The 23,842-nt window shown below is 47.6% G+C and carries 24 protein-coding genes; 18 read left to right on the top strand and 6 right to left on the bottom strand.

Going from position 1 to position 23,842, the window contains the following annotated elements; genetic code table 11:
• Positions 1-50: 50 nt before the first annotated feature.
• The 17 genes from selA (at position 51) to SCJ97_09855 (ending at position 19,424) form a co-directional block, all read left to right on the top strand.
• Positions 51-1,478 carry an L-seryl-tRNA(Sec) selenium transferase gene (gene selA, locus SCJ97_09935; GenBank protein MDW7740354.1) on the top strand — a complete coding sequence of 476 codons (1,428 nt, stop codon included), beginning with the start codon at positions 51-53 and terminating at the stop codon, positions 1,476-1,478.
• A gap of 30 nt (positions 1,479-1,508) precedes the next feature.
• Entirely contained in the window at positions 1,509-3,419 is a 1,911-nt protein-coding gene (gene selB / locus SCJ97_09930) for a selenocysteine-specific translation elongation factor (GenBank protein MDW7740353.1), read from the top strand.
• A gap of 52 nt (positions 3,420-3,471) precedes the next feature.
• Positions 3,472-4,491, top strand: a complete 1,020-nt coding sequence (selD, locus tag SCJ97_09925) for a selenide, water dikinase SelD (GenBank protein ID MDW7740352.1) — start codon at positions 3,472-3,474, stop codon at positions 4,489-4,491.
• A 291-nt stretch (positions 4,492-4,782) separates the two neighbouring features.
• On the top strand, positions 4,783-5,919 hold the full coding sequence (locus tag SCJ97_09920; GenBank protein ID MDW7740351.1) for a (Fe-S)-binding protein: 1,137 nt from the start codon (positions 4,783-4,785) through the stop codon (positions 5,917-5,919).
• Positions 5,920-5,953: 34 nt separating this feature from the next.
• The gene (locus SCJ97_09915) at positions 5,954-6,742 is read left to right on the top strand and encodes an electron transfer flavoprotein subunit beta/FixA family protein (protein MDW7740350.1); all 789 of its coding nucleotides are present in this window, start codon (positions 5,954-5,956) and stop codon (positions 6,740-6,742) included.
• Complete coding sequence (locus tag SCJ97_09910; protein ID MDW7740349.1) at positions 6,742-7,716, top strand: electron transfer flavoprotein subunit alpha/FixB family protein; 975 nt, start codon at positions 6,742-6,744, stop codon at positions 7,714-7,716. The genes SCJ97_09915 and SCJ97_09910 overlap by 1 nt, the downstream gene beginning before the upstream one ends.
• A gap of 32 nt (positions 7,717-7,748) precedes the next feature.
• A complete protein-coding gene (locus SCJ97_09905; GenBank protein MDW7740348.1) occupies positions 7,749-9,761 on the top strand; it encodes a CoB--CoM heterodisulfide reductase iron-sulfur subunit A family protein in 2,013 nt (670 codons plus the stop codon).
• Entirely contained in the window at positions 9,758-10,189 is a 432-nt protein-coding gene (locus SCJ97_09900; GenBank protein MDW7740347.1) for a hydrogenase iron-sulfur subunit, read from the top strand. Before SCJ97_09905 ends, SCJ97_09900 begins: the two co-directional genes overlap by 4 nt.
• Before the next feature lie 13 nt (positions 10,190-10,202).
• Positions 10,203-11,183, top strand: coding sequence for a 4Fe-4S dicluster domain-containing protein (locus SCJ97_09895; protein MDW7740346.1), 981 nt, complete (start codon positions 10,203-10,205; stop codon positions 11,181-11,183).
• 11 nt (positions 11,184-11,194) lie between these two features.
• A complete protein-coding gene (locus tag SCJ97_09890; protein ID MDW7740345.1) occupies positions 11,195-12,208 on the top strand; it encodes a 4Fe-4S dicluster domain-containing protein in 1,014 nt (337 codons plus the stop codon).
• A complete protein-coding gene (locus SCJ97_09885) occupies positions 12,205-13,053 on the top strand; it encodes an FAD/NAD(P)-binding protein (GenBank protein ID MDW7740344.1) in 849 nt (282 codons plus the stop codon). Before SCJ97_09890 ends, SCJ97_09885 begins: the two co-directional genes overlap by 4 nt.
• 284 nt (positions 13,054-13,337) lie before the next feature.
• Positions 13,338-13,796, top strand: coding sequence for a SoxR reducing system RseC family protein (locus SCJ97_09880; protein ID MDW7740343.1), 459 nt, complete (start codon positions 13,338-13,340; stop codon positions 13,794-13,796).
• 30 nt (positions 13,797-13,826) lie between these two features.
• The gene (locus SCJ97_09875) at positions 13,827-14,852 is read left to right on the top strand and encodes an aspartate-semialdehyde dehydrogenase (protein MDW7740342.1); all 1,026 of its coding nucleotides are present in this window, start codon (positions 13,827-13,829) and stop codon (positions 14,850-14,852) included.
• A gap of 33 nt (positions 14,853-14,885) precedes the next feature.
• A complete protein-coding gene (locus SCJ97_09870) occupies positions 14,886-15,773 on the top strand; it encodes a nitrilase-related carbon-nitrogen hydrolase (protein ID MDW7740341.1) in 888 nt (295 codons plus the stop codon).
• 44 nt (positions 15,774-15,817) lie between these two features.
• Positions 15,818-17,200: a dihydropyrimidinase gene (hydA, locus tag SCJ97_09865; protein ID MDW7740340.1), complete on the top strand. Its 1,383-nt coding sequence runs from the start codon at positions 15,818-15,820 to the stop codon at positions 17,198-17,200.
• A 105-nt stretch (positions 17,201-17,305) separates the two neighbouring features.
• Entirely contained in the window at positions 17,306-18,319 is a 1,014-nt protein-coding gene (gene aroF, locus SCJ97_09860; protein MDW7740339.1) for a 3-deoxy-7-phosphoheptulonate synthase, read from the top strand.
• Complete coding sequence (locus tag SCJ97_09855) at positions 18,300-19,424, top strand: prephenate dehydrogenase (GenBank protein ID MDW7740338.1); 1,125 nt, start codon at positions 18,300-18,302, stop codon at positions 19,422-19,424. Before aroF ends, SCJ97_09855 begins: the two co-directional genes overlap by 20 nt.
• A 7-nt stretch (positions 19,425-19,431) precedes the next feature.
• Here the strand turns inward: SCJ97_09855 and SCJ97_09850 are convergent, their stop codons facing one another.
• Positions 19,432-19,857, bottom strand: coding sequence for an Rrf2 family transcriptional regulator (locus SCJ97_09850; GenBank protein MDW7740337.1), 426 nt, complete (start codon positions 19,855-19,857; stop codon positions 19,432-19,434).
• A gap of 221 nt (positions 19,858-20,078) precedes the next feature.
• Positions 20,079-20,285, bottom strand: a complete 207-nt coding sequence (locus SCJ97_09845; protein ID MDW7740336.1) for a dodecin family protein — start codon at positions 20,283-20,285, stop codon at positions 20,079-20,081.
• A gap of 175 nt (positions 20,286-20,460) precedes the next feature.
• Here SCJ97_09845 and SCJ97_09840 point away from each other — a divergent pair, with 175 nt between their 5' ends.
• The gene (locus SCJ97_09840; GenBank protein ID MDW7740335.1) at positions 20,461-20,898 is read left to right on the top strand and encodes a bifunctional nuclease family protein; all 438 of its coding nucleotides are present in this window, start codon (positions 20,461-20,463) and stop codon (positions 20,896-20,898) included.
• 25 nt (positions 20,899-20,923) lie between these two features.
• Here the strand turns inward: SCJ97_09840 and SCJ97_09835 are convergent, their stop codons facing one another.
• From SCJ97_09835 to SCJ97_09820, 4 genes are all read right to left on the bottom strand, one after another.
• Entirely contained in the window at positions 20,924-21,844 is a 921-nt protein-coding gene (locus SCJ97_09835; GenBank protein ID MDW7740334.1) for an EamA family transporter, read from the bottom strand.
• Positions 21,845-21,860: 16 nt separating this feature from the next.
• On the bottom strand, positions 21,861-22,601 hold the full coding sequence (locus tag SCJ97_09830) for a polyphosphate polymerase domain-containing protein (protein ID MDW7740333.1): 741 nt from the start codon (positions 22,599-22,601) through the stop codon (positions 21,861-21,863).
• A gap of 16 nt (positions 22,602-22,617) precedes the next feature.
• Positions 22,618-23,298 carry a DUF4956 domain-containing protein gene (locus SCJ97_09825; GenBank protein MDW7740332.1) on the bottom strand — a complete coding sequence of 227 codons (681 nt, stop codon included), beginning with the start codon at positions 23,296-23,298 and terminating at the stop codon, positions 22,618-22,620.
• A gap of 1 nt (position 23,299) precedes the next feature.
• The coding region (locus SCJ97_09820; protein MDW7740331.1) for a CotH kinase family protein at positions 23,300-23,842 on the bottom strand (543 nt) is incomplete at its 5' end.

Below are 23,842 nucleotides of genomic sequence, written 5' to 3'. Positions count from 1 at the left end.
CCAGTTACTTCCGTCTATTTTTTATCTTTTTGCTGAAATGAGTGACTTAGATGAGTGACTTTAATACCTTGTTAAGAAAATTACCGGCGATAGATTCCCTTTTGCGTGATCCGCTTCTAGAAGAGGCGCTGCTTTATATCCCGAGGAGGCAGGTTCTTCAGGCTGCTCAGGATGCAGTGGATTTATACCGCAAACTGATTAACGAACACAGAGATAACCCCGGGCAGCTGGGAAAAATCGATCTTTCTGCTGGTTCAATAGCTGAAACAGCTCTCGAACTGGCCAGAAAATATGCTGAAACAAACCTGAAAGCCTTGATCAATGCAACCGGTGTTGTCATTCACACCAACCTGGGAAGGGTTCCCCTGGCCCGTTCTGCAGTCAACGCGCTAATCGCAGTTGCCGAAAACTATAACAACCTCGAGTTGAATTTGGAAACCGGCAAACGGGGTTCACGTCAGGTCCATGTTGAAGAACTGATCTGTGAGCTTTGCGGATCTGAAGCTGCTTTAACGGTCAATAACAATGCTGCTGCAGTATTTCTTGCCTTAAATACAATAGCCTCGGGAAGGGAAGTAATCGTTTCCCGCGGTCAGCTGGTAGAAATCGGCGGCTCCTTCCGTATACCGGAGATAATGAAAGCCAGTGGAGCCCGCCTGGTAGAAGTTGGTACGACCAACAAGACCTACCTCCGTGATTACGAAGCGGCAATAAACGAGAATACCGCAGCATTGTTGAAAGTGCATACCAGTAATTACCACATGATCGGTTTTACGGCAGAGGTCGAAACATCAGAGTTATCAGCGTTGGCCCAAAAATATAACATTATATCTATTGAAGATCTGGGCAGTGGAGTAATGCTGGATCTGGAACAATTCAAACTGCCGGCAGAACCCCGGATTCAGGACAGCATCAAAGATGGTGCAGATATTGTCACGTTTAGTGGTGATAAAATGCTCGGTGGCCCCCAGGCCGGAATTCTGGTCGGACGAAAGGACCTGATTACCTATATGCGCAGTAATCAACTTGCCAGGACACTGCGGGTTGATAAATTTACCCTGGCTGCATTGGAAGCAACACTGCGCCTCTACCTTGACGAAAAAACAGCAGCGAATAATATACCCGTTTGGCGAATGCTGACCGCTGAACCGCAATTATTAAACGAGCGTGCCGGTAAAATCGCCGCTCAGTTTTCTGCAGCGATCCCCGGGTTCAAGGTTTCGGTAATCGAAGGGTTTTCGAAAGTTGGCGGTGGGGCCCTGCCTACTGCCGACCTGCCCACATCACTTGTTTCTATCAGCTTCAGCGCCAGTGATCTAAACTCTGAAAAAGTTGTTGAAAAACTCCGTTCCGGCCATCCACCGGTGATCGCCCGCCTTCAGCAGGAAAGCCTGCTCTTTGATCCCCGGACTATTTTTGAAGAGCAGGAAGATCTACTGGTTGAAGCTGTGAAAGATGCTTTTGCAGGGTTGGATTAAAGATAACCTTCATACGGGAGAATGAGAATATTGGATGATCTGATTATTGGCACGGCCGGCCATGTTGATCACGGTAAAACGGTTCTGATCAAGGCTCTGACCGGTGTCGATACTGACCGCCTTCAGGAAGAAAAAGAGAGAGGTATTTCCATCGATCTTGGGTTTGCGCCATTCCGCCTGCCCGGGGGCAGGCTTGCCGGAGTAGTTGATGTCCCCGGCCATGAAAGATTTATTCATAATATGCTGGCCGGAGCAGCCGGAATGGATCTGGTTATGCTGGTTGTTGATGCTTCAGAAGGAGTAATGCCCCAGACCAGGGAACATCTCGATATTTTGGAGCTTCTGGGCATAAAAAACGGTATAGTGGTAATCACCAAGATCGATCTGGTCGAGGAAGATTGGCGTGAACTTGTCAGGGAAGAGATCGGCGAAGAACTTAAGGGAACTTTTCTGGAGGAAGCTCCCATTCATGCTGTTTCGGCGATCAGCGGCGAGGGAATCGAAGAGCTCAAAGATTTAATAGATCGTCAGACGACAGGAATAAAACCAAGAAATACCGCCGGGCCGCTTCGCCTGCCTGTTGACCGTTCCTTCGTCATAGCCGGATTTGGAACGGTTATTACCGGGACCCTGATCCAGGGATCGGTTAAGGTAGGCGATACTGTTGCTGTGGTCCCGCCTGGCGTGGAAGCAAGGGTCCGCAATATCCAGGTTCATGATGATGATCTTAAGGAAGCCAGGGCCGGAACCAGGGTTGCCCTGAACCTGTCAGGTCTTGAAAAAAGCCAGATTATGCGTGGCAGCGTGGTCAGCGTTCCCGGGTTTTACCGGGAAACAGGATTGATCGATGTTTCTGTGGAACTACTCCCCCGGGCTGCGAGGGGATTGAAAAACCTCGATCCCGTTCATTTCTTTTTAGGCACCGCCCGCAGCGTAGCCAGGGTACTGCTGCTGGACCGGGATGAACTCAAACCAGGTGAAAAAACTCTTGCCCAGTGCCGCCTTGATAAGCCCCTGGTTACTGAAAGAGGAGACCCTTTTGTCATTCGCTCCTATTCGCCCATGACCACGATTGGTGGAGGGAAAGTTCTTGATCCTTACCCTCAGCGCCACCGCCGTTTTCGCGAACAGGTTATAAACAGCCTGCTGGAACTTGATTCTGCTGCTGCTGGTGACGATGATACTGTAATCGTCCGCCGGAAGCTGGAAGAACTGATCATTGCCGACATAAACCGCCTGGCCAGGGAAACTCGTCTTGACCAAACTAAAGTAGGGAAAATGGTTGAAACGCTTGTTTCAAATGACGAAGCAGTTCCGCTGGGCAGTTCATTTGTTCTTTCTGCTGTTCTGAATAATGTTGCTGACAAATTGGTAGATGAACTACAAAAAGTACATTCGCGACAGCCGCTCTCACCGGGCATGTCGAGGGCAAGCCTGAAGGGGTTTTTACCGGGAGGGATCAGCCAGCGTGATTACGATGCCCTTCTGGATAAACTGCAGACGGAAAAGAAAGTGGCATCCAGGGGAGAATATGTTTCTATACATGGTTATCAACCGGAACCCTCGGCAGTCGATCAGAACAAACTGGATACAATAATTGATTTATACCGAAAGAGCGGGCTGCAGCCTCCAGGTTTAAGAGAAGTTCTTGAAAAATCAGGGTTGAAACAGGATCGTAAGGATGAGTTCTTTAATTACCTGCAGGGCAAAAAAGTACTTTACAAAGTAACTGACGAGCTCTTCTTTCATAAGGATGCTTACGAGGAAGCCCGCTTGATAATTGCCGAACATTTCAGGACCAATGCTAAAATGACTCTGGCTGAATTCAGGGACAAGAGCGGCACTTCCCGAAAGTTTGCCCAGGCGCTTCTTGAGCACTTTGATCAGGTGAAGTACACCAGGCGTGTTGAAGATTACAGGGTTCTGCTTGCTCCAAAATAAAAAGATAAAGGCGGTGATTACAATCGATCGCAAAGAGATAAGATTGACAAGCATGACTTCGAGCGCCGGCTGAGCGGCCAAAATCGGGCCTGAGGCCCTGGCGCAGGTTCTGCGCCGCCTGCCTAAGTTTGATGATCCCAACTACCTGAACCGGGAACAGCATTTTTCCGATGCGGGGATCTACCGTATATCCGAAACTGAAGCCCTGGTTCAGACTGTTGATTTTTTTACGCCGATTGTAGATGATCCCTATACTTTTGGGCAGATTGCCGCCGCCAACGCGCTTAGCGACGTATACGCCATGGGAGGCCGACCGTTAACAGCGCTGAACATCATCTGTTTTCCGGTATCCTGCCAGCCGCTGGAGATCATGGAAGAGATCCTGCGCGGCGGATATGATAAGGTAAGCGAAGCCGGAGCGGTTGTTGTTGGCGGGCACAGTATCGAGGATCAGGAACCGAAATACGGTCTCTCCGTGACCGGCCTGGTTTACATTGACCGCCTTATTACCGGCAGTGGAGCCCGTCCGGGTGATATTCTGGTATTAACCAAGCCTCTGGGTACGGGAATCATTGCAACTGCTATCAAGGGCGAGATTCTGCGGGAACAAGACGCTTCTGTGGTGGTTGAAGGGATGACTGCCCTCAATGCCTCTGCATCACGGGCAATGGTTGAGATCGGTGTTTCGGCCTGTACAGACATAACAGGATTCAGTCTGCTGGGTCACCTGCATGAAATGCTTCTTTCCAGCCAGGTTTCAGCTGAGATTGAATTTAAAAAAGTGCCTCTCTATCCGTCGGTCAGAGAGATGGTTTCAATGGGCATGATACCCGGAGGAGCTTACCGTAATCTTGAATATATGAAAGGGCAGATCACCTGGAAAGGACCGGAAGAGGTAAAAGACGATGAACTGATGATATTATCCGACCCGCAAACTTCGGGCGGTCTTCTGGTTGCCCTGCCTGAAGAGAAGGCGGAGCAATTCCGGAAGATTTTAAAGAGCAATGGGGAAGCCGGAACTATAATTGGACGAATCACGGAGGGACAACCCGGGACAATTACAATTTGCTGATATTATATGCTCCATTACATAATATCTGTTTTGTCAAATCGCTTGACAGGGTAAATATTTGTTCATGTTAAATATTTATGAATTTAAAATTTAAAGCAGGATATATTATGAGAAATGTCGAAATCCTCTAATATAGCCTGCTTTTATCGCAATTGTCATACAATTTAAATTTATTGCTATTAAAGAGAGGTGTTGCCGGAGGTTATTTTTCTATGCCGGAACCGGCCGATTGCTCTATTGATGCCGGTGAGACTACTTTGAACTAATTATTTCATGATGCGGGGTATGCTAATGAGTACCGAAAGCCAGACATTCACCGAAAAATATGATCTGCTTGGTTGTATCCAATGCGGTCGCTGTACCGGGGGCTGTCCGGTTACTGTCCGGGCCGATCTCAATGTGCGCCGCTTTGTATACGACGCGTATAACGAAGAGAAGCTCGATGAACTGGCCAGGCTGGCGGAAATTTGGGATTGCACGGCCTGCCATACCTGTGCTGTCCGCTGCCCCAAGGGCTTGAAGCCGCTGGAAGTTTTGATTGGCTTACGGACCATGATTGTTGAAAGCGGAAAAGTTGAACCGACAGTCCGTGATGCGCTGCAGAGCGTTTTGCTTGAAGGTAACCCCTGGGAAAAATCGAGAGCAGCCCGAACCGATTGGATGGAAGGTCTTGATGTTAAAATAGCCGAGCCGGGTGTAGCCGTTGAGAACCTTTTCTTTGTCTGCTGCACCATTGCTTATGACCCGAGGGTTCAGGCTATTGCCAAGAATATGGTTCGAATCCTGAATAAAGCCGGAATCGATTATGCCTTCATTGACGAGAATGAAAGCTGCTGCGGCAGTGAGGTCTTTACCCTCGGCGAAGAAGGCCTTTTTGAAATGCTGGTTGAGGATAATACAGAGTTTCTGAATGAATTTACCGCTGATAGAATTGTTACATTATCTCCTCATTGCTTTACCACATACAGAACCCACTACCCGGATCTGAAAAGTCCGGTTATTCATTACACCCAATTGCTCGATCAACTGGTAACCGAAGGGAAACTATCCTGGAAGGGTGATCTCCAGAAGAAGATTGTCTTTCACGATCCCTGCTATCTGGGTAAACAGGGGGGAGTATTTGACGAGCCCCGTCGTCTGCTCCAGGGCATACCCGGCGTTGAACTTCTCGAATTTGACCGCCGTCGTGAACGCAGCCTCTGCTGTGAGGGCGGCGGGGGTAAGATGTGGGTTGAGTCTCAATCGAAAAAAGAGCGGCTGGCCGAAACACGAATCAAGGATGCTAAAGCTCTCGGTGCCGATATCGTTGCCGTGGCCTGCCCATTCTGTGTTCTAACCCTGGAAGATGCCATGAAAGGCCTCGGTTATGAGGAAGAGATGAGGGTGGCTGAAATTATGGAATTACTGGGGGATTTTGTTGACGCCTGATAGGCTTAAATATTGACAGGAGGTGGAGTGATTTATGAAGACTTTTGTCTGTATCAAATATGTGCCAGATACTTCAGAAGCTGAAGTTAAGGTCAATCCCGACGGTATAACCGTTGACAGCAGCCGTTTTTCATTTGACATTAACGATGCTGATAATTATGCCGTTGAGGAATCTGTTCTTATTAAAGAAAATAAGGGTGGCGAGATCACTGTTGTTTCGATTGGCCCAAAACAGTCGGATGTAATGATCCGGATGGCTATGGCCAAGGGCTGTGACCGTGCTGTTCGGATCGAAGATGACAGGGTCGCCGTCCATGATCCCCTTATGGTGGCCAAAGTGCTGGCCGGTGCTGTAAAAGGCGAAGAATTCGACCTTGTCCTGACCGGGTGTATGGCTACAGATGACGGACACATGTCTACCGGTGTTGCGCTTGCCGAGGAACTCGGTGTAAACCATGCTTCCATGGTAAAGAAAGTCGAGGTTCTTGATGGAAAAGTTAAAGCTCACCGGGAGCTGGAAGGGGGACTGATGGAAGTCGTTGAGCTTGAACTTCCGGCAGTTTTGACCATCCAGACCGGCATAAATGAACCTCGTTATGCTCCCATTCGCGGTATTCGCGAAGCTCAGAAGAAAGAACTTAAAGTAGTAAAACTTGAAGATCTCGGGGTCGATCCTGCAGAAGTAGACAGTGATGCCTCGATGGTCATCCTTGAGAAACTCTATATTCCGGAGGTTGAATCCTCTGCTGAATTTATTGAAGGCGAACCCGACGAGAAAGCCGAAAAACTGGCTTCCATACTGGTTAAAGGAGGCTTGGTATAATGGGTAATATTCTGGTATTGGCGGAACACCGCCAGGGAACACTGAGAGATGTTTCATTTGAAATGCTTGCTGTCGCTCCCAAACTGGCTCAGGATATGGGCGGCGAAGTAATGGTTCTTCTTATCGGTAGCGGTATGGACAGTTTGGCCCAGAAGGTTGCCGGATACGGGGTCAAGGTAGCGGTTATCGATGATCCTTTATTTGAAAACTTTAATGCTGAAAAGTATCAAAAAGTGCTTTCAGCCCTGATTGATGATCTCAAACCTTCTGTCGTGATGACCGGTCATACTTCCCAGGGTGTTGATTTTATGCCTGCCCTGGCTGTTGAGAAAAAACTTCCCCTGGTTGCCGAGGCAGTTGCCCTTGAATATGAAGGTGGGGCTTTAAAAGCAACCCGCCAGCTCTATTCGGGCAAGGTTAATGCAACCGTTGTTTTCAAGCCTGCAGATACATATTTGGTGACAATCCGGGAAGGTGTTGTCGAAGCCCCGGAACCGTCAGCAGCAGGGGCGGTAGAAAAACTTGATTCCCCCCTGAAAGAAGATGTAGCCTATCGTAAATTTGTTGAGTACATTGAAGCCGAGGTAGGCGATGTTGATATAACCCAGTCGGATATTCTCGTTGCCGTAGGCCGCGGTTTGAAGGAAGATAAAAACCTGCCGCTGGTCGAGGAACTGGCTAAAGCAATTAAAGCTGATATCGCCGGTTCCAGGGCTGCTACCGATGCCGGTTGGATACCTCATGACCGCCAGGTGGGAACATCTGGAAAATCAGTCAAACCCAAGCTGTACATTGCTATGGGTATATCCGGCGCATTTCAGCATATAGCCGGTATGAAAGGGGCAAAAACGGTTGTTGCCATCAATAAGGATCCGGAAGCTCCGATTTTTACCGTCGCCGACTACGCCATAGTCGATGATATGTTCAAGGTTGTGCCCAAGCTGACCGAGAAGTTGAAAGAGATGAAAGGCTAAGCTTAATTGTTGGGCCCAATCTTTGCGGGAGGATGAATAACCAGATGACGGAGAAACCGAAAGTGGGCGTCTATGTTTGCCACTGTGGCATTAATATTGCCGCAACGGTTGACGTGGAAACAGTTGCAGATTATGCAAAAAAGCTGCCTAACGTGGCTGTGGCACGGACCTATTCATATATGTGTTCTGACCCGGGGCAGACGTTGATTAAGAAGGACATTGAAGAAATGGGATTGAACAGGGTTGTTGTTGCCTCCTGTTCGCCCCGTATGCACGAACCTACCTTCCGGAAAGCGATTCAGGAAGCGGGGGTAAACCCCTATTTCCTCGAAATGGCCAACATAAGGGAACAATGTTCATGGGTGCATGAGAATATTGATGAAGCTACCGCCAAGGCAAAAAAACTGGTGGCTGCTTCAGTGGCCAAAGTCAGAGTGCTTGAGCCTCTGGAAGCCAAGGAGGTTGATGCCGAACCGTCAGCCCTGGTTATCGGGGCCGGTATTGCCGGAATTCAGGCAGCCCTGGATATTGCCGATGCAGGATTCAAGGTTTATCTAGTCGAAAAAAGTCCATCTGTCGGAGGCCGTATGGCCCAGCTTGATAAAACTTTTCCGACCCTTGACTGTTCGGCCTGTATCCTCACACCAAAGATGGTTGACTGTGCCAATCACCCCAATATTGAACTGATGAGCTATTCAGAAGTGGAGGAAATTAACGGGTTTATTGGCAATTTTGATGTTAAGGTGCGCCAAAAAGCGCGTTATGTCGATTTTGACCGGTGTACCGGCTGCGGCGACTGTGCAGCCAACTGCCGGGTTAAGGATCGCTTCCCCAGTGAATTTGACCAGGGAATGGGCAAACGATCGGCTGTTTACCTGCCTTTCCCCCAGGCAGTTCCGGCAAAGTATACCATTGATCCGGAACAGTGCCTCTTTTTGACCAAGGGAAAATGCGGTAAAAACCCCAAGTGTGCCGAGGTTTGCCAGGCCGGTGCAATCGATTTTGAACAGACAGATGAATTTGTTGAGTTCAAGGTCGGGGCAATCATTGTTGCTACAGGATTCGATCCCTTTGATGCATCGCGCAAACCTGAATATGGTTACAGTGATTATCCCAACGTGATCACCGGCATGGAGATGGAGCGGCTGGTTTCCGCATCCGGGCCGACCGGAGGTAAGATCAAGGTCTTCAATGGTGAAGAGGAGATCGAACCTAAAGAGGTCGCTTTTATCAAGTGCGTCGGTTCAAGGGATGCCAGTGTGGGTAACGAGTACTGTTCCCGGGTCTGCTGTATGTATGTGGCCAAGCAGGCACATCTTCTCCGGGATAAACTGCCCGATGCCAACATCCGGGTTTATTATATGGATGTCAGGGCTTTCGGTAAGGGATACGAGGAATTTTATGATCGTGTCCGCCGTGAGAATGTCCGCTATATCAGGGGTAATCCCTCAGAAATATTCAAGAGAGGCAATAAGCTGGTAGTAAAGGTTGAGGATACCTTAACCTCCACTCCCCTTGAAGACGAAGTAGATCTGGTCGTGCTGGGCGTTGGCCTCGAACCGAGAGCTGATATGCGCCAGGTAATGGACCTGCTCAGGCTTTCCCAGTCACCGGACCGCTTTTTCCTGGAAGCTCATCCGAAGCTGAGGCCGGTTGATACGGCGACAGACGGTGTGTTTTTGGCCGGATGCTGCCAGGGGCCGAAAGATATACCTGACACTGTAGCTCAGGCCAAGGGTGCTGCATCATCGGCCATGATTCCCCTGGCCCGGGGCAAGGTTTCCATCGGTGCCCAGGTGGCCATCGTTAATGAAGCAACCTGCCGGGGCTGTGCATTCTGTGTAAACATATGCCCCTATACGGCTATCGAGTTGGTAACAATTAATAGATTTGGTAACGAGGTTGAGGTCGCCCGGGTTAATGAAGCCCTCTGTAAAGGCTGCGGCTCTTGTTCGGCTGCCTGCCTTTCCGATTCTATACAACCAAAATCATTCCGCGATCGTCAGATCTTACCACAGATAGCGGCATTGGGGGTCATGAAATGAGTGCAAACGGTGAACCTAACATTGTAGCTTTTCTCTGTAACTGGTGTTCATATGCCGGTGCTGATCTGGCTGGAACCAGCCGAACTCAGTATCCATCGAATATTCATGTAATCAGGGTTATGTGCTCCGGGAGGGTTAACCCGCTCTATGTAATGAATGCTCTTCAGCAGGGTGCTGACGGTGTGCTTGTTTCAGGTTGCCACCCCGGTGATTGCCACTACATGGAAGGCAATTACTATGCCCGCCGGCGTTTCGGAATTCTCAAAGATCTGATGGAATTCGTCGGTGTGGATCCCCGCCGGTTTCATATGAGTTGGGTTTCCGCTTCTGAGGGGCACAAATGGAAAGAAGTTGTAGAAAAAACGGTTGAAGACGCCCGTGAAGCCGGACCTTTCGATGGTTTCAGGCGGCGGAAGATCGACTGGTAGGGGGTAATTAATTATGGATATTGAACAGCTGCGTAAAATTGCATCAGAAGTAGTAGCCCGGGATGATGTAAAATGCCTGATTGGTTGGAAAAAGGGTTCTTACGGTTACAGAATAGCCCCCGCCTTTGTGGAAGATACTGAAGAAACTGCTGATCTTATTTTTTCACCGCTCTGTACTGCTAACCTGGCTACATACCTGACTCTGGTTGAAAAACTGCCGGTACCCCGAGGCCAGGAACCCGATACCCGAAAAGTAGCCTTGATGGTAAAGGGTTGTGACAGCAGGGCTGTAACCCAGCTGATAGTTGAAAAAGGCATAAGTCGGGAAGATGTTGTGGTTATCGGCTGCCCCTGTCCCGGAGTTGTTGATGCCAAATTGCTGGCGGAGAAATATCCCGAGACGGAGGAAGCTGCAGAGGTTAAGTGGAATGGAGACGGCTTTCTGCTGATCCGTGGTGGTGAAGAGATCAAGATAGCACGGGATGAAGTTCTGGCCGAAAAATGCCGCCTCTGCCGCTATCCCAACCCTGTCATCAGCGATCTAATGCTTGGTGAACCGGTTAAGCCCTGGGATGTTCCGGAAGACAGCGGAGTGGTGGAAATTGAAGAAAAAAGTATACAGGAACGTTGGTCTTACTGGTTGGAAGAATTCGACAAATGTATACGCTGCTACAGTTGCAGAAATGTCTGTCCATTATGCTACTGCCAGGACTGTATACTGGATCGTCTAAACCCGACCTGGATCAATCGTGCAGTCAACTTTTCCGAGAATACTGCTTATAATATCTCACGGGCATTTCATCTTGCCGGACGCTGCATTGAATGCGGTGAATGCGAGCGGGTATGCCCGGCAAATATACCCCTGGGAAAATTGAATCGTAAGCTTGCCAGGGAAGTGCGGGAAAAATACGGTTTTGAACCCGGCATAGATCCCGAGGGTGAACCGTTCCAGGCCAGCTACAAGCCTGATGATCCCGAGGACTTCATTCTTTAGAGGTGGGTGATATGTCAGCGATGCTGTTAAATAAGGAGAAATGGCCGGAATTTATCGGAAAGTTGGCCGGGAAAAACCTCTGGGCGCCGCAGGCCGAGGGAGACGCCATGCATTTTGCCCAGGTAAAAGAGGGTGAAACTCCCGGTCTTGATTTCGGTAATACCAGGGTTCCCCCGAAAAAGTTTATATTCCCCCAAACAGAAACAATGTACCGTTTTCAACTGGGCGGCACAAATATTGAAGAACCGGTAATAGACGATGAGGTTGTCGTTTTGGGGATCCGGCCCTGCGATGCCAGGGCAAATAAAATAATTGAAAAACTATTCAAATGGGATGTGGACGATCCTTACTTTCTGGCGAGGCAGGAGAAGGTTACCCTGATCGGCCTAACCTGCACAGAACCGGGTTTGAACTGTTTCTGCCCTTCTGTGGGCGGAGGACCGGCTTCCACCGATGGACTGGATATATTGATCACTGATCTGGGTGAAAATTATTACCTGGAAGCTCTCACAAATAAGGGTGAAAAACTGCTTGGTGAAGCCGGGGATCTAATGGTGGAAGATAAGGGTGATGGTGCAAAAGCAAAGGAAAAACTTGTTGCGGCAGCTGAGAAAAAAATTAATAGAACTGTTGATACGAAAGGAATCCCGGAAGGGCTGCCCGGATTATGGGAAGACCCTCTCTGGAAACGAGTATCTGCTTCATGTCTTGGCTGTGGAACCTGTACTTATCTTTGCCCGACCTGTCACTGCTTCGATATCCAGGATGAAATAGAAGGATTTGATGCCAGGCGCTGCAGGATGTGGGATTCATGCATGTTTGAAGAATATACCCTTCATACATCAGGGCATAATCCACGGCCGACCCGCCGGGAGCGGACCAGGAACAGAATTAATCATAAATACAACTACTATGTCGATAAGTTTGATGTTATAGCCTGCGTGGGGTGTGGCCGGTGTATTAACCTCTGCCCTGTCAATATCGACATTGTTGAAATACTAAGGCAGGTGAAGGAGGCGCTATGACAACCACAGGTAATCCTTATATCCCTCATTTAGCTACCGTTGAGGAAACTTGGTATGAAACCGGCGGTGAGCGCTGTATCAAGACATTCAAAGTCGTATTTGACGAAGAAAAGGTTCGGGAAGCCTGGAGCCATCGTCCGGGACAATGCGCCATGATCGGAGTTCTTGGAGAAGGCGAAAGCATGATCTCCATATCCTGCTCACCTACCGAAGGTAAATTTCTCCGTTTCTCGGTAATGCGCATGGGTAAAGTTACCCAGGCCCTTCACCAGCTTGAAGCCGGAGATAAGATGATGGTTCGCGGCCCTTACGGGAACAGCTTCCCCATTGAAGACTGGCAGGGCAAACAGATCCTGACTATCGGAGGAGGGATCGGGCAGGCGCCCTTAAGGCCGATCGTCGAATTTGTAAAAGCCAACCGGGATAAGTATGCCGGATTGACCATGATCTACGGTGCAAGGACTTCGGGAGATCTCTGCTTTAAAGGCGAGTTTGAAGAGATGAGCAAATCCGATGATCTCTCCTGTCACCTGACTATTGACGTTGAAGAGGAAGAATGGGAGCATAATGTGGGATTTGTTCCCCAAATGCTTCTCGACCTGAATCCATCACCTGAAAATACGATCGCCATTACCTGCGGCCCGCCGATCATGATCCGTTTTGTTTTGGAAAACCTGAAAAAACTCGGTTTCGAAGATGAACAGATCTACACAACCCTTGAAAACCGGATGAAATGCGGCATCGGCAAATGCGGCCGCTGCAACGCAGGCAACATGTATGTCTGCAAAGACGGCCCCGTTTTCTGTTACGCCGTTCTAAAAGACATCCCCGAAGCCTTCGCCTAATCACCAGACAAGGGGACAGGGACTTGTCTGACGTTCCTAACCACCTGAGAATGATTCAGACAGGGGGACAGGGACTTGTCTGATACTTAACAACTTCCTTGATTTCCTTTTTGTTATAATCTAAATTATTTTTTAATAAATCACCAGACAAGTCCCTGTCCCCCTGTCTGGTTTTTTGTTAGATTGCCGGACAAGTCCCTGTCCCCTTGTCTGGGGTATCTTCTTCTTGTTACTCTTCAACTGTTGTGCTAAGATTTATTTAACTTCTTTGGAGGTAGGATATATTGGAACAATATGGACTGATTTTAGAGAATAAGGAGAAAACCGCTTTGGTTAGTCTGCAACGACACCTGGTTTGTGAGAATTGTGGTCGCTGTGGGATATTAAGCGGAGCAAATAAAAAAGAGATGATTGTTGAAGCCCTGAACCCGATCGATGCCGAAAAAGGGCAGCGAGTTATGATGGAAAGCAATGACCGCCAGATACTTTTCCTTTCCTTTATGCTCTACCTGGTCCCGCTGGGTGGACTCGTGGCCGGAATTTTTGTCTGGCTTGGACTGGCGAATTTGATCGGTCTTGAAGGCAGTCAGGATCTATTTGCTGTCGCTGCCGGTCTTTTATTGATGGTCATTGTTTTTGTTGTGATTCGATCATGGGATCGGAGAGTTAAAGATGATCCAAGATATAAACCGGTAATAACCGAAATCATCGAAGAAGATCCCTTCTGCACCCCGAATGAGTAATAGACAGATCTATAAGGAGGATACATCATTATGAAGACTTACAATGTAGCAGTGGTCGGAGCAACCGGCATGGTTGGCCAGAAAATGATTGAGGTTTTGGTAGAAAGAAAATTTCCCTACAACAACTTAAAACTGCTGGCATCCTCCCGTTCAGCAGATCAGAATGTTACAGTCGATGGAAAATCATATAAAGTAGAAGAACTATCAAAAGGTTCACTTGATGGAGTGGACTTTGCCTTTTTTAGCGCCGGAGAGTCTATCAGTAAAGAACACAGCCCGGAAGCGGCGAAAGCGGGAACGATCATCATCGATAACAGTAATGCCTTTCGCATGGAAAAGGATGTTCCCCTGGTTGTTCCCGAGGTTAACCCCCAGGCTGTTTTCAGCCACAAAGGGATAATTGCCAATCCAAACTGTTCAACAATCCAGATGGTTGTTGCCCTCGAGCCCCTTCACCGCAAAGCTACTTTGAAACGGGTTGTTGCATCGACTTACCAGGCAGTGTCAGGCGCGGGGAAGGAAGCGGTTGAAGAGCTGTTTGAACAGAGCAGGGCACATCTGGCCGGAGAAGCGGTCAATGCAGAATATATCCCCCACAAGGGAGCTTTGCGCAGCTATCAGCTGGCCTTTAACTGTGTTCCGCAGATCGATATATTTGTTGATAATGGATATTGCAAAGAAGAAACCAAGATGATCAACGAAACCAGAAAGATAATGAACCTGCCGGATCTGGCGATAACCACTACCACGGTCAGGATTCCGGTGGTTACAGGTCATTCAATAGCCCTTAATGTTGAGTTTGAAGAACCAATCTCACCTGATGAAGCAAAAGTATTATTAAAAGAAACTCCAGGGGTTGCGGTTCTGGACAACCCTGAGCAACTTGAATACCCAACGCCTCTTGCTGCCGCGGATTACGATGATGTATATGTGGGACGGATCCGCCAGGATTTTTCAGTTAAAAACGGTTTAAATCTCTGGGTTGTTTCCGATAATATCCGAAAAGGAGCAGCGACCAATTCAATACAGATTGCAGAATTGCTGATATCTGGATAAGGTCCGAATAAACTTTTAGGGAGGTACTCCATGATGAGCAGGTTGGTACGGATCGCTTTAATTCAGGCGAAACATGAAGTGAATGGCGACGAACCGGTGGCGAAACACAAGGAAACAGCGATAGAGAAACATCTGAAAATGATTAAAGAAGCAGCTGAAAAGAAAGCGCAGATTGTTTGTCTGCAGGAGATTTTCTACGGTCCTTATTTTTGTGCCGAGCAGAATACCAAGTGGTATGAATCAACGGAAAAGATACCGGACGGACCGACAACAAAGCTTATGCAGGAGCAGGCTAAAAAGTATGGAATAGTTCTGGTCGTGCCCATGTATGAAGAAGATATTACAGGCGTATATTTCAACACAGCGGCAATCATTGATGCAGACGGAAAATACCTGGGTAAATTCCGTAAAATCCATATCCCCCATGTTCAGGCAGGAAAAACCCCGGCAACAGGATTCTGGGAAAAATATTATTTCAAACCGGGAAACCTGGGCCATCCTGTTTTCAACACCGCCTTTGCCAAGATTGGTGTTTACATCTGTTACGATCGTCACTTCCCGGAAGGACCGAGAATTCTCGGATTGAATGGAGCAGAAATTGTCTTCAACCCTTCAGCAACAGTTGCCGGTCTCTCAGAATATCTCTGGAAGCTTGAACAGCCGGCGCATGCAGTGGCAAATGCCTATTATGTCGGGGCGATAAACCGTGTTGGTGTAGAATCTCCCTGGGATATGGGACACTTCTACGGGAGCAGCTATCTCTGCGACCCGCGCGGCCAGTTCGTTGCTGAAGGCAGCCGGGAACAGGAAGAAGTTGTTATCGGTGATGCCGATCTGGAAATGATTCGTGAAGTAAGAAATGTTTGGCAGTTTTACAGGGATCGCCGGCCTGATTTTTATAAAGAGATCTGTGCTCCCTAAAGTAGCATGATTTTTTAAAATCCAATACCCGGGAGGTTAATGCAATGAAACTATTGATCCGGAATGGGCATGTGGTTACAGCGTCTGATGGTTACCAGGCTGATATCCTGGTAGAGGATGAAAAGATAGTTGCAATTGGGTCTGAATTGAAAACCGAGGCGGATGAGATCGTCGACGCAGAAGGCAAACTGGTAATACCCGGGGCTATCGACGTCCATACCCATTTAGACATGCCTTTCGGCGGAACGGTTACAGCAGATGATTTTACTACCGGAACAATCGCCGCTGCAGCGGGTGCTACTACCTGCATAGTTGATTATGCCCTGCAGACACCGGGAAAAACTCTCCAGGAAGCCCTTGATGCTTGGCATCAGAGAGCTAAAGGTAAATGTGCGGTAGATTACGGCTTTCATATTGCCGTGACCGATCTTACCGATGCAGTCTTGAATGAAATTCCAGTATTGATTAACAAGGGTTACCCTTCTTTCAAGGTTTTCATGGCCTATAAGGGAGTATTTCAGGTAGATGATGCGACGCTGTTGAAAGTATTGAAAAGAGCTGGGGAAGCAGGGGGGCTGGTTTTGGTTCACGCCGAAAATGGCGATGTCATCGACGTCCTGACCAAAGAGATGCTTGCCGCCGGCTTGACCGACCCGGTTTATCACGCGCTTAGCAGACCACCCGAAGCCGAAGAAGAAGCTGTTAACCGCTTCATTACCATGGCTGAATTAAGCGGATCTCCGGCTTACGTGGTTCATCTCAGCGATGCCGGAGCCCTGGGTAGGGTTGCTGATGCCCGGCTGCGCGGTCTGCCAGTATATGCTGAAACCTGCCCGCAGTATCTTTTCCTTGATCTGGATCGCTACTATGAACCCGACTTTGGGGGAGCAAAATATGTAATGTCGCCTCCACTCAGGGAATGCGGAAATGAAGAATATCTTTGGAGCGGCCTTGTATCCGGCAATTTGCAGGTTGTCGCCTCCGACCACTGTTCTTTCAACCTTAAAGGGCAGAAAGATCTTGGTAAAAGCGATTATACCAAAATTCCAAATGGCGCTCCGGGAGTTGAAACAAGGGTCCAGTTAACCTATAACGGGGGAGTAGTGGCCGGACGATTTTCCATTAATAAATTCGTTGACCTGGTCAGCACTGCTCCTGCCAAGCTGTTCGGCCTATACCCGCAAAAAGGGACTATTGCTGTTGGCAGTGACGCTGACCTGGTTATATTCGATCCCGTCAAAAAGTTTACTTTCAGCAGTCAGACACAGCACCAGAATGTCGACTATAACCCTTATGAAGGCTATGAAGGCCTGGGAGTTCCAGTTAAAGTTTATCTACGCGGACAGTTGGTTATTGATAACGGAAATTACGTGGGTACTGTCGGCGACGGCCGCTTCCAGCCCCGTACTCCTTTTAGCGGTCTGTAAGCTTTAATCATAGAAATCACTAATCCCGGTTATTTCAATTCAACCAGATTTCAGCTGAGTTTAACCGGGCTGATCTGAATTGTTTTTCAGGAGGAGATATAGAAGATGATAGTCGTAATGAATCCCGGCGCCGGAAAAGAAGAAGTAACAAGGATCACCGATAAATTAAAGAAAATGGGCTATGGGGTACACCTTTCCACTGGTGAAAACCGGACTGTAATCGGAGTTATCGGCCAGCGCCGTGAAGAAGTAGCCCAGGCGATGGAAGCAATGCCCGAGGTTGAAAAGGTTGTATTTATTAGCCGGCCCTATAAACTGGCCAGTAAAGAATTCCATCCTGAAAAAACGATAATCAAGATCGGTGAAGTAACGATTGGTGGCCCTGAACTGGTAATCATGGCCGGACCCTGTGCGGTTGAGAACGAGGACCAGCTTATGCAGGCTGCCCAGGCCATTAAAAAAGCAGGAGCGAAAATACTCAGGGCAGGAGCCTTTAAGCCGAGAACTTCACCATACAGTTTCCAGGGACTGGAGAAACAGGGTCTTCAATTTCTCGATGATGTCAGATCAAAAACAGGTTTACTGATTGTGACCGAGGTGATGGATCAGTTTACCGTCGGTGAAGTAGTCGAATGTGCCGATATAATCCAGGTTGGCGCACGGAATATGCAAAATTACTTTCTCCTCCGGGAACTGGGTAAAATTCGCAAACCCGTGTTGTTGAAAAGAGGGCTGTCAGCGACCATTGAGGAGTGGCTGATGGCCGCAGAATACATTTTAAGCGGAGGAAATTATGAAGTGATTCTCTGTGAGCGGGGTATCAGGACTTTTGAACCTTACACCCGTAACACCCTTGATATCAGCGCAGTGCCCCTCATAGCTCAGCTTAGCCACCTGCCAATAATCGTTGATCCCAGCCACGGAACCGGTGTATCCAGCCTGGTGCCTTCAATGAGTAAAGCGGCAATTGCTGCCGGTGCAGACGGCCTGATGATCGAGGTCCATCCCAATCCCCAGGAAGCGCTCTCTGATGGTCCCCAGTCATTAACCCCCCAACAGTTCAATGACCTGGTCAGCGAATTAAAAGGAGTGTCTCTAAGTGTCGGAAAAATTCTCTGATAAAAAGAGCTTCTACAAAAAAGTTGCACTGCTGGGAACCGGTTTGATCGGCGGCAGTATAGGAATGGCTCTCCGGGAAAATAACCTGGTTGGCAACATTACCTGTTACGACATCGACGATGTTGCTTCCCGTTTGGCTGTAGACAAGGGCGCTGCAGATTATAGGGCAGAATCGCTATCTGCCGCAGTCAGGGGGGCTGAATTAATCATCATTGCCGTGCCGGTGATGACTACTCCTGAACTGTTAAAAGAGATCCTTCCCGACCTGGAAAAAGGAGTTGTCATTACCGATGTTGGCAGCACCAAGAGTTCAGTTATGGCAACAGCAGAACAGCTTCTACCAGGTACCGCAACTTTCATCGGCGGCCATCCCATGGCCGGCTCCGAAGAAAGCGGTATAAACGGCGCAGATCCGGTATTACTGGAAAATGCTATCTATGTTTTGACCCCTCAAGAGGATACTCCAAAAGAGATTGTTGATAAGTTAAGTGACTTGTTCGAAGCAGCCGGCGCTCAGCCGATCATTCTCGATCCGCTAACCCACGATACGGTAGTTGCCCTGATCAGCCACCTGCCGCACATGACAGCGGCGGCACTGGTAAACAGTGTTGCCGGAAAGCCTGATATGGAACTGGTCCGGACTCTTGCCGCAGGAGGATTTCGGGACAGTACAAGAATTGCCCTGGGCAATCCTGATGTTTGGCGTGATATTTTTATCAGCAACCGCTGGGCGCTCTTGTCTGCCCTCAAAGCATTTAAAGAAAGTCTGGGCACCCTGGAAAAATACCTGACTGAACCGGATGCCGAATCAGTCCGGGAATACCTGCTTCAAGCCCGGGATTATCGCAAATCCATACCTCACAGGGGCAAAGGCATCCTTCCCGAGATTTTCGAACTGACTGTTCTTGTCCGTGATACACCGGGAATAATTGGCAAGGTAGCGACCTTGCTGGGAGAAGCAGGAATTAATATCGATGCAATCGAGATAGTTCATGTGAGAGAACTTGCCGGAGGTAGTGTCAGACTCGGCTTCAGGAGCAGGGATCAGCATAAAAAAGCGCTCGATCTGTTGAACGAGCGCGGTTATCATACATACAGCAGGTAATAATTACTTATAATCGGGAATATATTTTTTCCTGTTCAGCAGCGAGCTGAGCCAGAGTATGAGCTTCCAGTTCATTCTTGATAGCGTCTCTTACACTTACCCAAACCGGTCTGGTTACACAGATGGGTGAGCGATCACATGTTGATTCATCATCAACACAATCTACCGGAGCAAGTGAACCCTCAATACTTTCAATAATTTGATAAAGGGTTAATTGTTTAGGGTCAATATTCAGGTGATATCCCCCGCGACTCCCTTTCTGGGTTCTCACATAACCTTTCACCCTCAGCGGAGCCATTATCTGTTCCAGATATTTAACTGATACACCCTGTTTGTTGGCTATATCATTTAGCTGGATCGGTTCAACCTTGTAGTTCATAGCGAGTTCAATCATCGCCCTGGTTGCATAACGGACTTTCGTGGATAACTTCAAAATAGTTACCTCCATGTGAAAATAATATTTTATCGATTTCATTAATAGGAGTATTCGCTCTAATTCTAACCTTGAGCGTTCATTTTGTCAAAAAAATTACTGTTTTTTTTGAAGACTGGAAATAAATGGTATGTATTGTTTATTAATTCACAAAGACGGGCGGTACTGCAATATTTCAGTACCGCCCTACCAAATTTTTAGTTTCTATTTAATTTTTAAATTTAATCTTCGTACTTGAAAGAGACATTAAGCTTGACTCTGAAGATAATTTTCCCATCTTCAATCTTCAGATCCAGCTCCTGAACTTCTGCAACCCTTAGGTCTCTCAGTGACTTGGAGGCTTTTTCAACAGCTCCCCGGGCAGCATCTTCCCAGGACTTGTCACTGGTTCCGATTATCTCGACTACTTTATAAACGCTGTTCATTATCTTTTCCTCCTTCTAGATTAATTGGCTTAATTTTATTTTACAAAAAATTCATATACAAGTCAAAATTCAATTAATTATCATTCCATTCAGCAAGAAATTAACAGAGCTTATTGACTTGATCCCAGAGCTTTATGTGATAGAATACAGGAAAGAGAGCTGAGGGAGGAAACATCCAGTGATTAAAATGGAAGTAAAAACTGTTACGGCGGATCAGGGCGGCAATTTTCTGGTCCTGTTAATGGATGACGAAGAAAAAAAAGTTTTGCCCATATCGATCGGTCCTCTTGAGGCACAGGCCATTGCCCTTGTACTGCAGGGAGAAACACCACCACGTCCGTTAACTCATGATCTATTAAAGACATTTTGTGAACAACTCGGGGCCGTTGTCGAAAAGATAGTAATTACAGATATCAAGGATAGCACCTTTTATGCAGAAATTTATATGAAGCATAATGGTGTGGATTTAATTTTCGATTCAAGACCGAGCGATGCAATTGCCCTTGCTTTGCGTGTAGAAGCACCGATATTTATGGCCACCAAGATGGTTGAGTTTACCTATGATTACCAGGATATAATCGCCCGCGATGGCGGTGGAGATGAAACACTCCACTGATATCTGAATTATATAACCAGCAAATTTATCCTTTACTTGCCTGCTCAACTGCTGCCGGTGCGATATATTTAACCTTGGAGATCTGGACAAGAATTACCCCGCCCAGGATCACTGCTGCTGCAATAATGCTTCTCAATGTAATCTCTTCCTGAAGAATCAGCGCTCCCAGAATTACAGCTACTACCGGATTAATATAGGCATAGGTTCCTGCTTTTGAAGCCGGCAGAGCCTTGATCATATAGTTGAATGCCGTATAGGCAATAATCGAGCCGATGATGATCAGGTAGATAAGTGCGGCTATTCCTCTCGAAGATGCTCCGGCAATCGATATGCCTCCAAAGAAAAATGCGCTTAAAAGGAAAGCCAGCCCGGCGGAAGTCATCTGGATACCTACATTGGGCATCATGGAACCGCTCACTGTTCTTCGCTTCAAATATATTGAAGCCATAGCCCAGTTCATTGAAGCGCCAAGGACAGCAAGCATGGCGGGGAATGTTCTTCCTCCCATAGTTACATGGGGACTGACCAGAAAAGCAACTCCGATAAAACCTACTACCAGCCCAACCCAGCCCAATCCACCTATTCTCTGATCTTTTGGAAAAATTGTTTCAATCAGGGCCATGAAAAGAGGAACAGAAGCTACGAGCAGTGCTGTCAGGTTTGATTCCAGCCACTGTTCAGCCCAGCAGATCAGTCCGTTGCTCACAAAGAGCAGTAAAGCTCCGGCTATGATCAGGGTTTTGTAATCCTGAAAGGTTTCAGGAAAAGTCCAGCGCTTAATCAATGAAATTGTCAGAATGATAACTCCGGCGGTAAAGAAACGGATACCGGCGAAAGCCAGGAATGGCATATCGGTAACCCCGATACGGATGGCCAGGTAGGTTGAACCCCAGACGATACAGACGGTAAGATATGAAAGGATAGTAAGGTTTTTGTTGTAGGGCATTTAGTTTTCACCTGTTTCAATATGGACTTATAAAATCGGGACGGACAGCATCAATCCCCTGGGTGTATTTACTGTTTGCAATATATTTTAAACCATATTGGCGGATCAGCCTGCTTAGCCAGTAAGGCTGCTGCTTTCTGCATTTTATCTCTAAAATCACCAGATGGAAATAGTGTCTTTTAAAATGTGCAGGTTTCGGGAATAAACTATCGGTGCTGCAGCTGCGCACATCATGATCAAGGGTTATCCGTACGTCTTCCCGGTTGCGGGGAATATACCCTTCGCGATAATATTCAACCAGCACTTTCGGTTTCATAGCCCTCAGGTAATAAATGCGTTCGAATTCCTGCAAAATAGAGTTATCCTGATCAGGCCAGTGCCGGTTTTTCATGAAAAATTTGTAATCGTCAGGGCTTATCAACGTGCTGTATTTTTCAATTGATTCACCCCACCGGTTCTTGAGTTCTGCCTTGATAACCGTATTTTCTTCCATTGCCTCACTGTAAGTTCTGATCCTGCATTTAATCCTGCCAAAGTTTCCTTCAATTTTTTCATAGTAAGCCTGGTACTGGTCATTATCAAAATAGAGACTGCGCACAAGGTAACGGTTACTTGGTGACCGGCGGGTATAATGATCCTGTTCCATGTGTGGCGCAAGGGCATTTCTGAACTGGTAATAAGTCGAAAGAGAAATGCGGTACTTGTATTCGAACCGCCAGGGAATAACCGTTTGTTCAGGTTTTTTAAATAAGTTCATCAATATTTATCTCCAATTACATCGGTAAGGCCAGTTGGGGGGCCAGAAGGGATACTTTGTTTACGCCTTCCAATGATTTTAATTCTGTAATAAACTGTTCTGTCAGCTGTTCCTGCTCTTTTGTGAATCGCAGTTCGTATACAATTTCCCATCCACCGTCTACGATATCATGAGAACGAATCCTGAAACGCGAAGCGTACTGCTGGATAAGCTCACCGGCGCCTTGGGGTGAATGTTCACTATGCCCCGATACAACCAGGACAAAATCTGAATGTTTCGGACGTCCATATTCGATAATAAACAGGAAGAAGATGATTATGGAGATAAACAATGTTGCCAACAGCGCTATAGTCCAGTTTTCCGTTCCGCAGCCCAGGCCGACTACAATAGCCCAGAAGAGGTAAACCATATCCCGTGTATCCTTTATCGGTGTCCTGAAGCGGACGATGGAAAGGGAACCGATCAATCCCAGGGATAAAACAAGATCACCACGAATGAAAAACATAACCAGCGCGACAACCGGAGCTATCAGAACCAGGGTTGTCAGAAAGGCCGGCTCATAATTCATCCCCCGATGTGTGTTGCGGTAGATCATGGCAATTATAAATGATAAGACCAGCGCCATTATCAGGGCTGTTAGAAGGCTTAAAGTCAACTCTCCGGGTATTGCAAATGATTCAATTATCTGCTGCCACATATTAATACCTCCCGAAAATCGTCATCTCTTGATCACTCAGGTTAAACTTTCGCCTGATCTGTTCTGTTACGATTGCCGGCCTCTGCCTGGCAAAATTTCGTAAATGTTCAACTTCCCTGTACCAGCGTTCCATGGAGCCGCCCCAACGCTCTACCTGGCGGGGCATTTCCGGCTCGATCTTGGATGCAAGCTCATCAATCCTGGCAATTACCTTTTCCGCTGTAAACGTGTTGTTCAGGTGATAGGCAAACCTTTCAATGAATTCCTTTTTGAATTCCTCATTTCTAAGTAGATTAACCGTGAGAGTTGTACTTACCGCATTATTATAACCTGTGCCTGCCGGGTTGGTCATGCTGGCCAGGGTATTGTGGTGCAGGTGGCTGGGCCAGAAACACCAGTCCAGGTCATAAACGAGCCAGTGCCAGCGGCCTTCGTCGCTTTGTTCCCGCCAGTAACGAATATTGCCCTGGTCTGTCTGGGCAAAAAACATCTGGGCGATCAAAGCATCGATATAATTTGTTACATTCATCCTGGTTTTTATATA

Source organism: Bacillota bacterium (assembly GCA_033549065.1).
In the GTDB taxonomy this organism is placed as follows: Bacteria; Bacillota; Dethiobacteria; order DTU022; family DTU022; genus JAWSUE01.
Note: the sequence above shows the minus strand (reverse complement) of the source record. Positions and strands in the feature narration are given on the sequence as shown.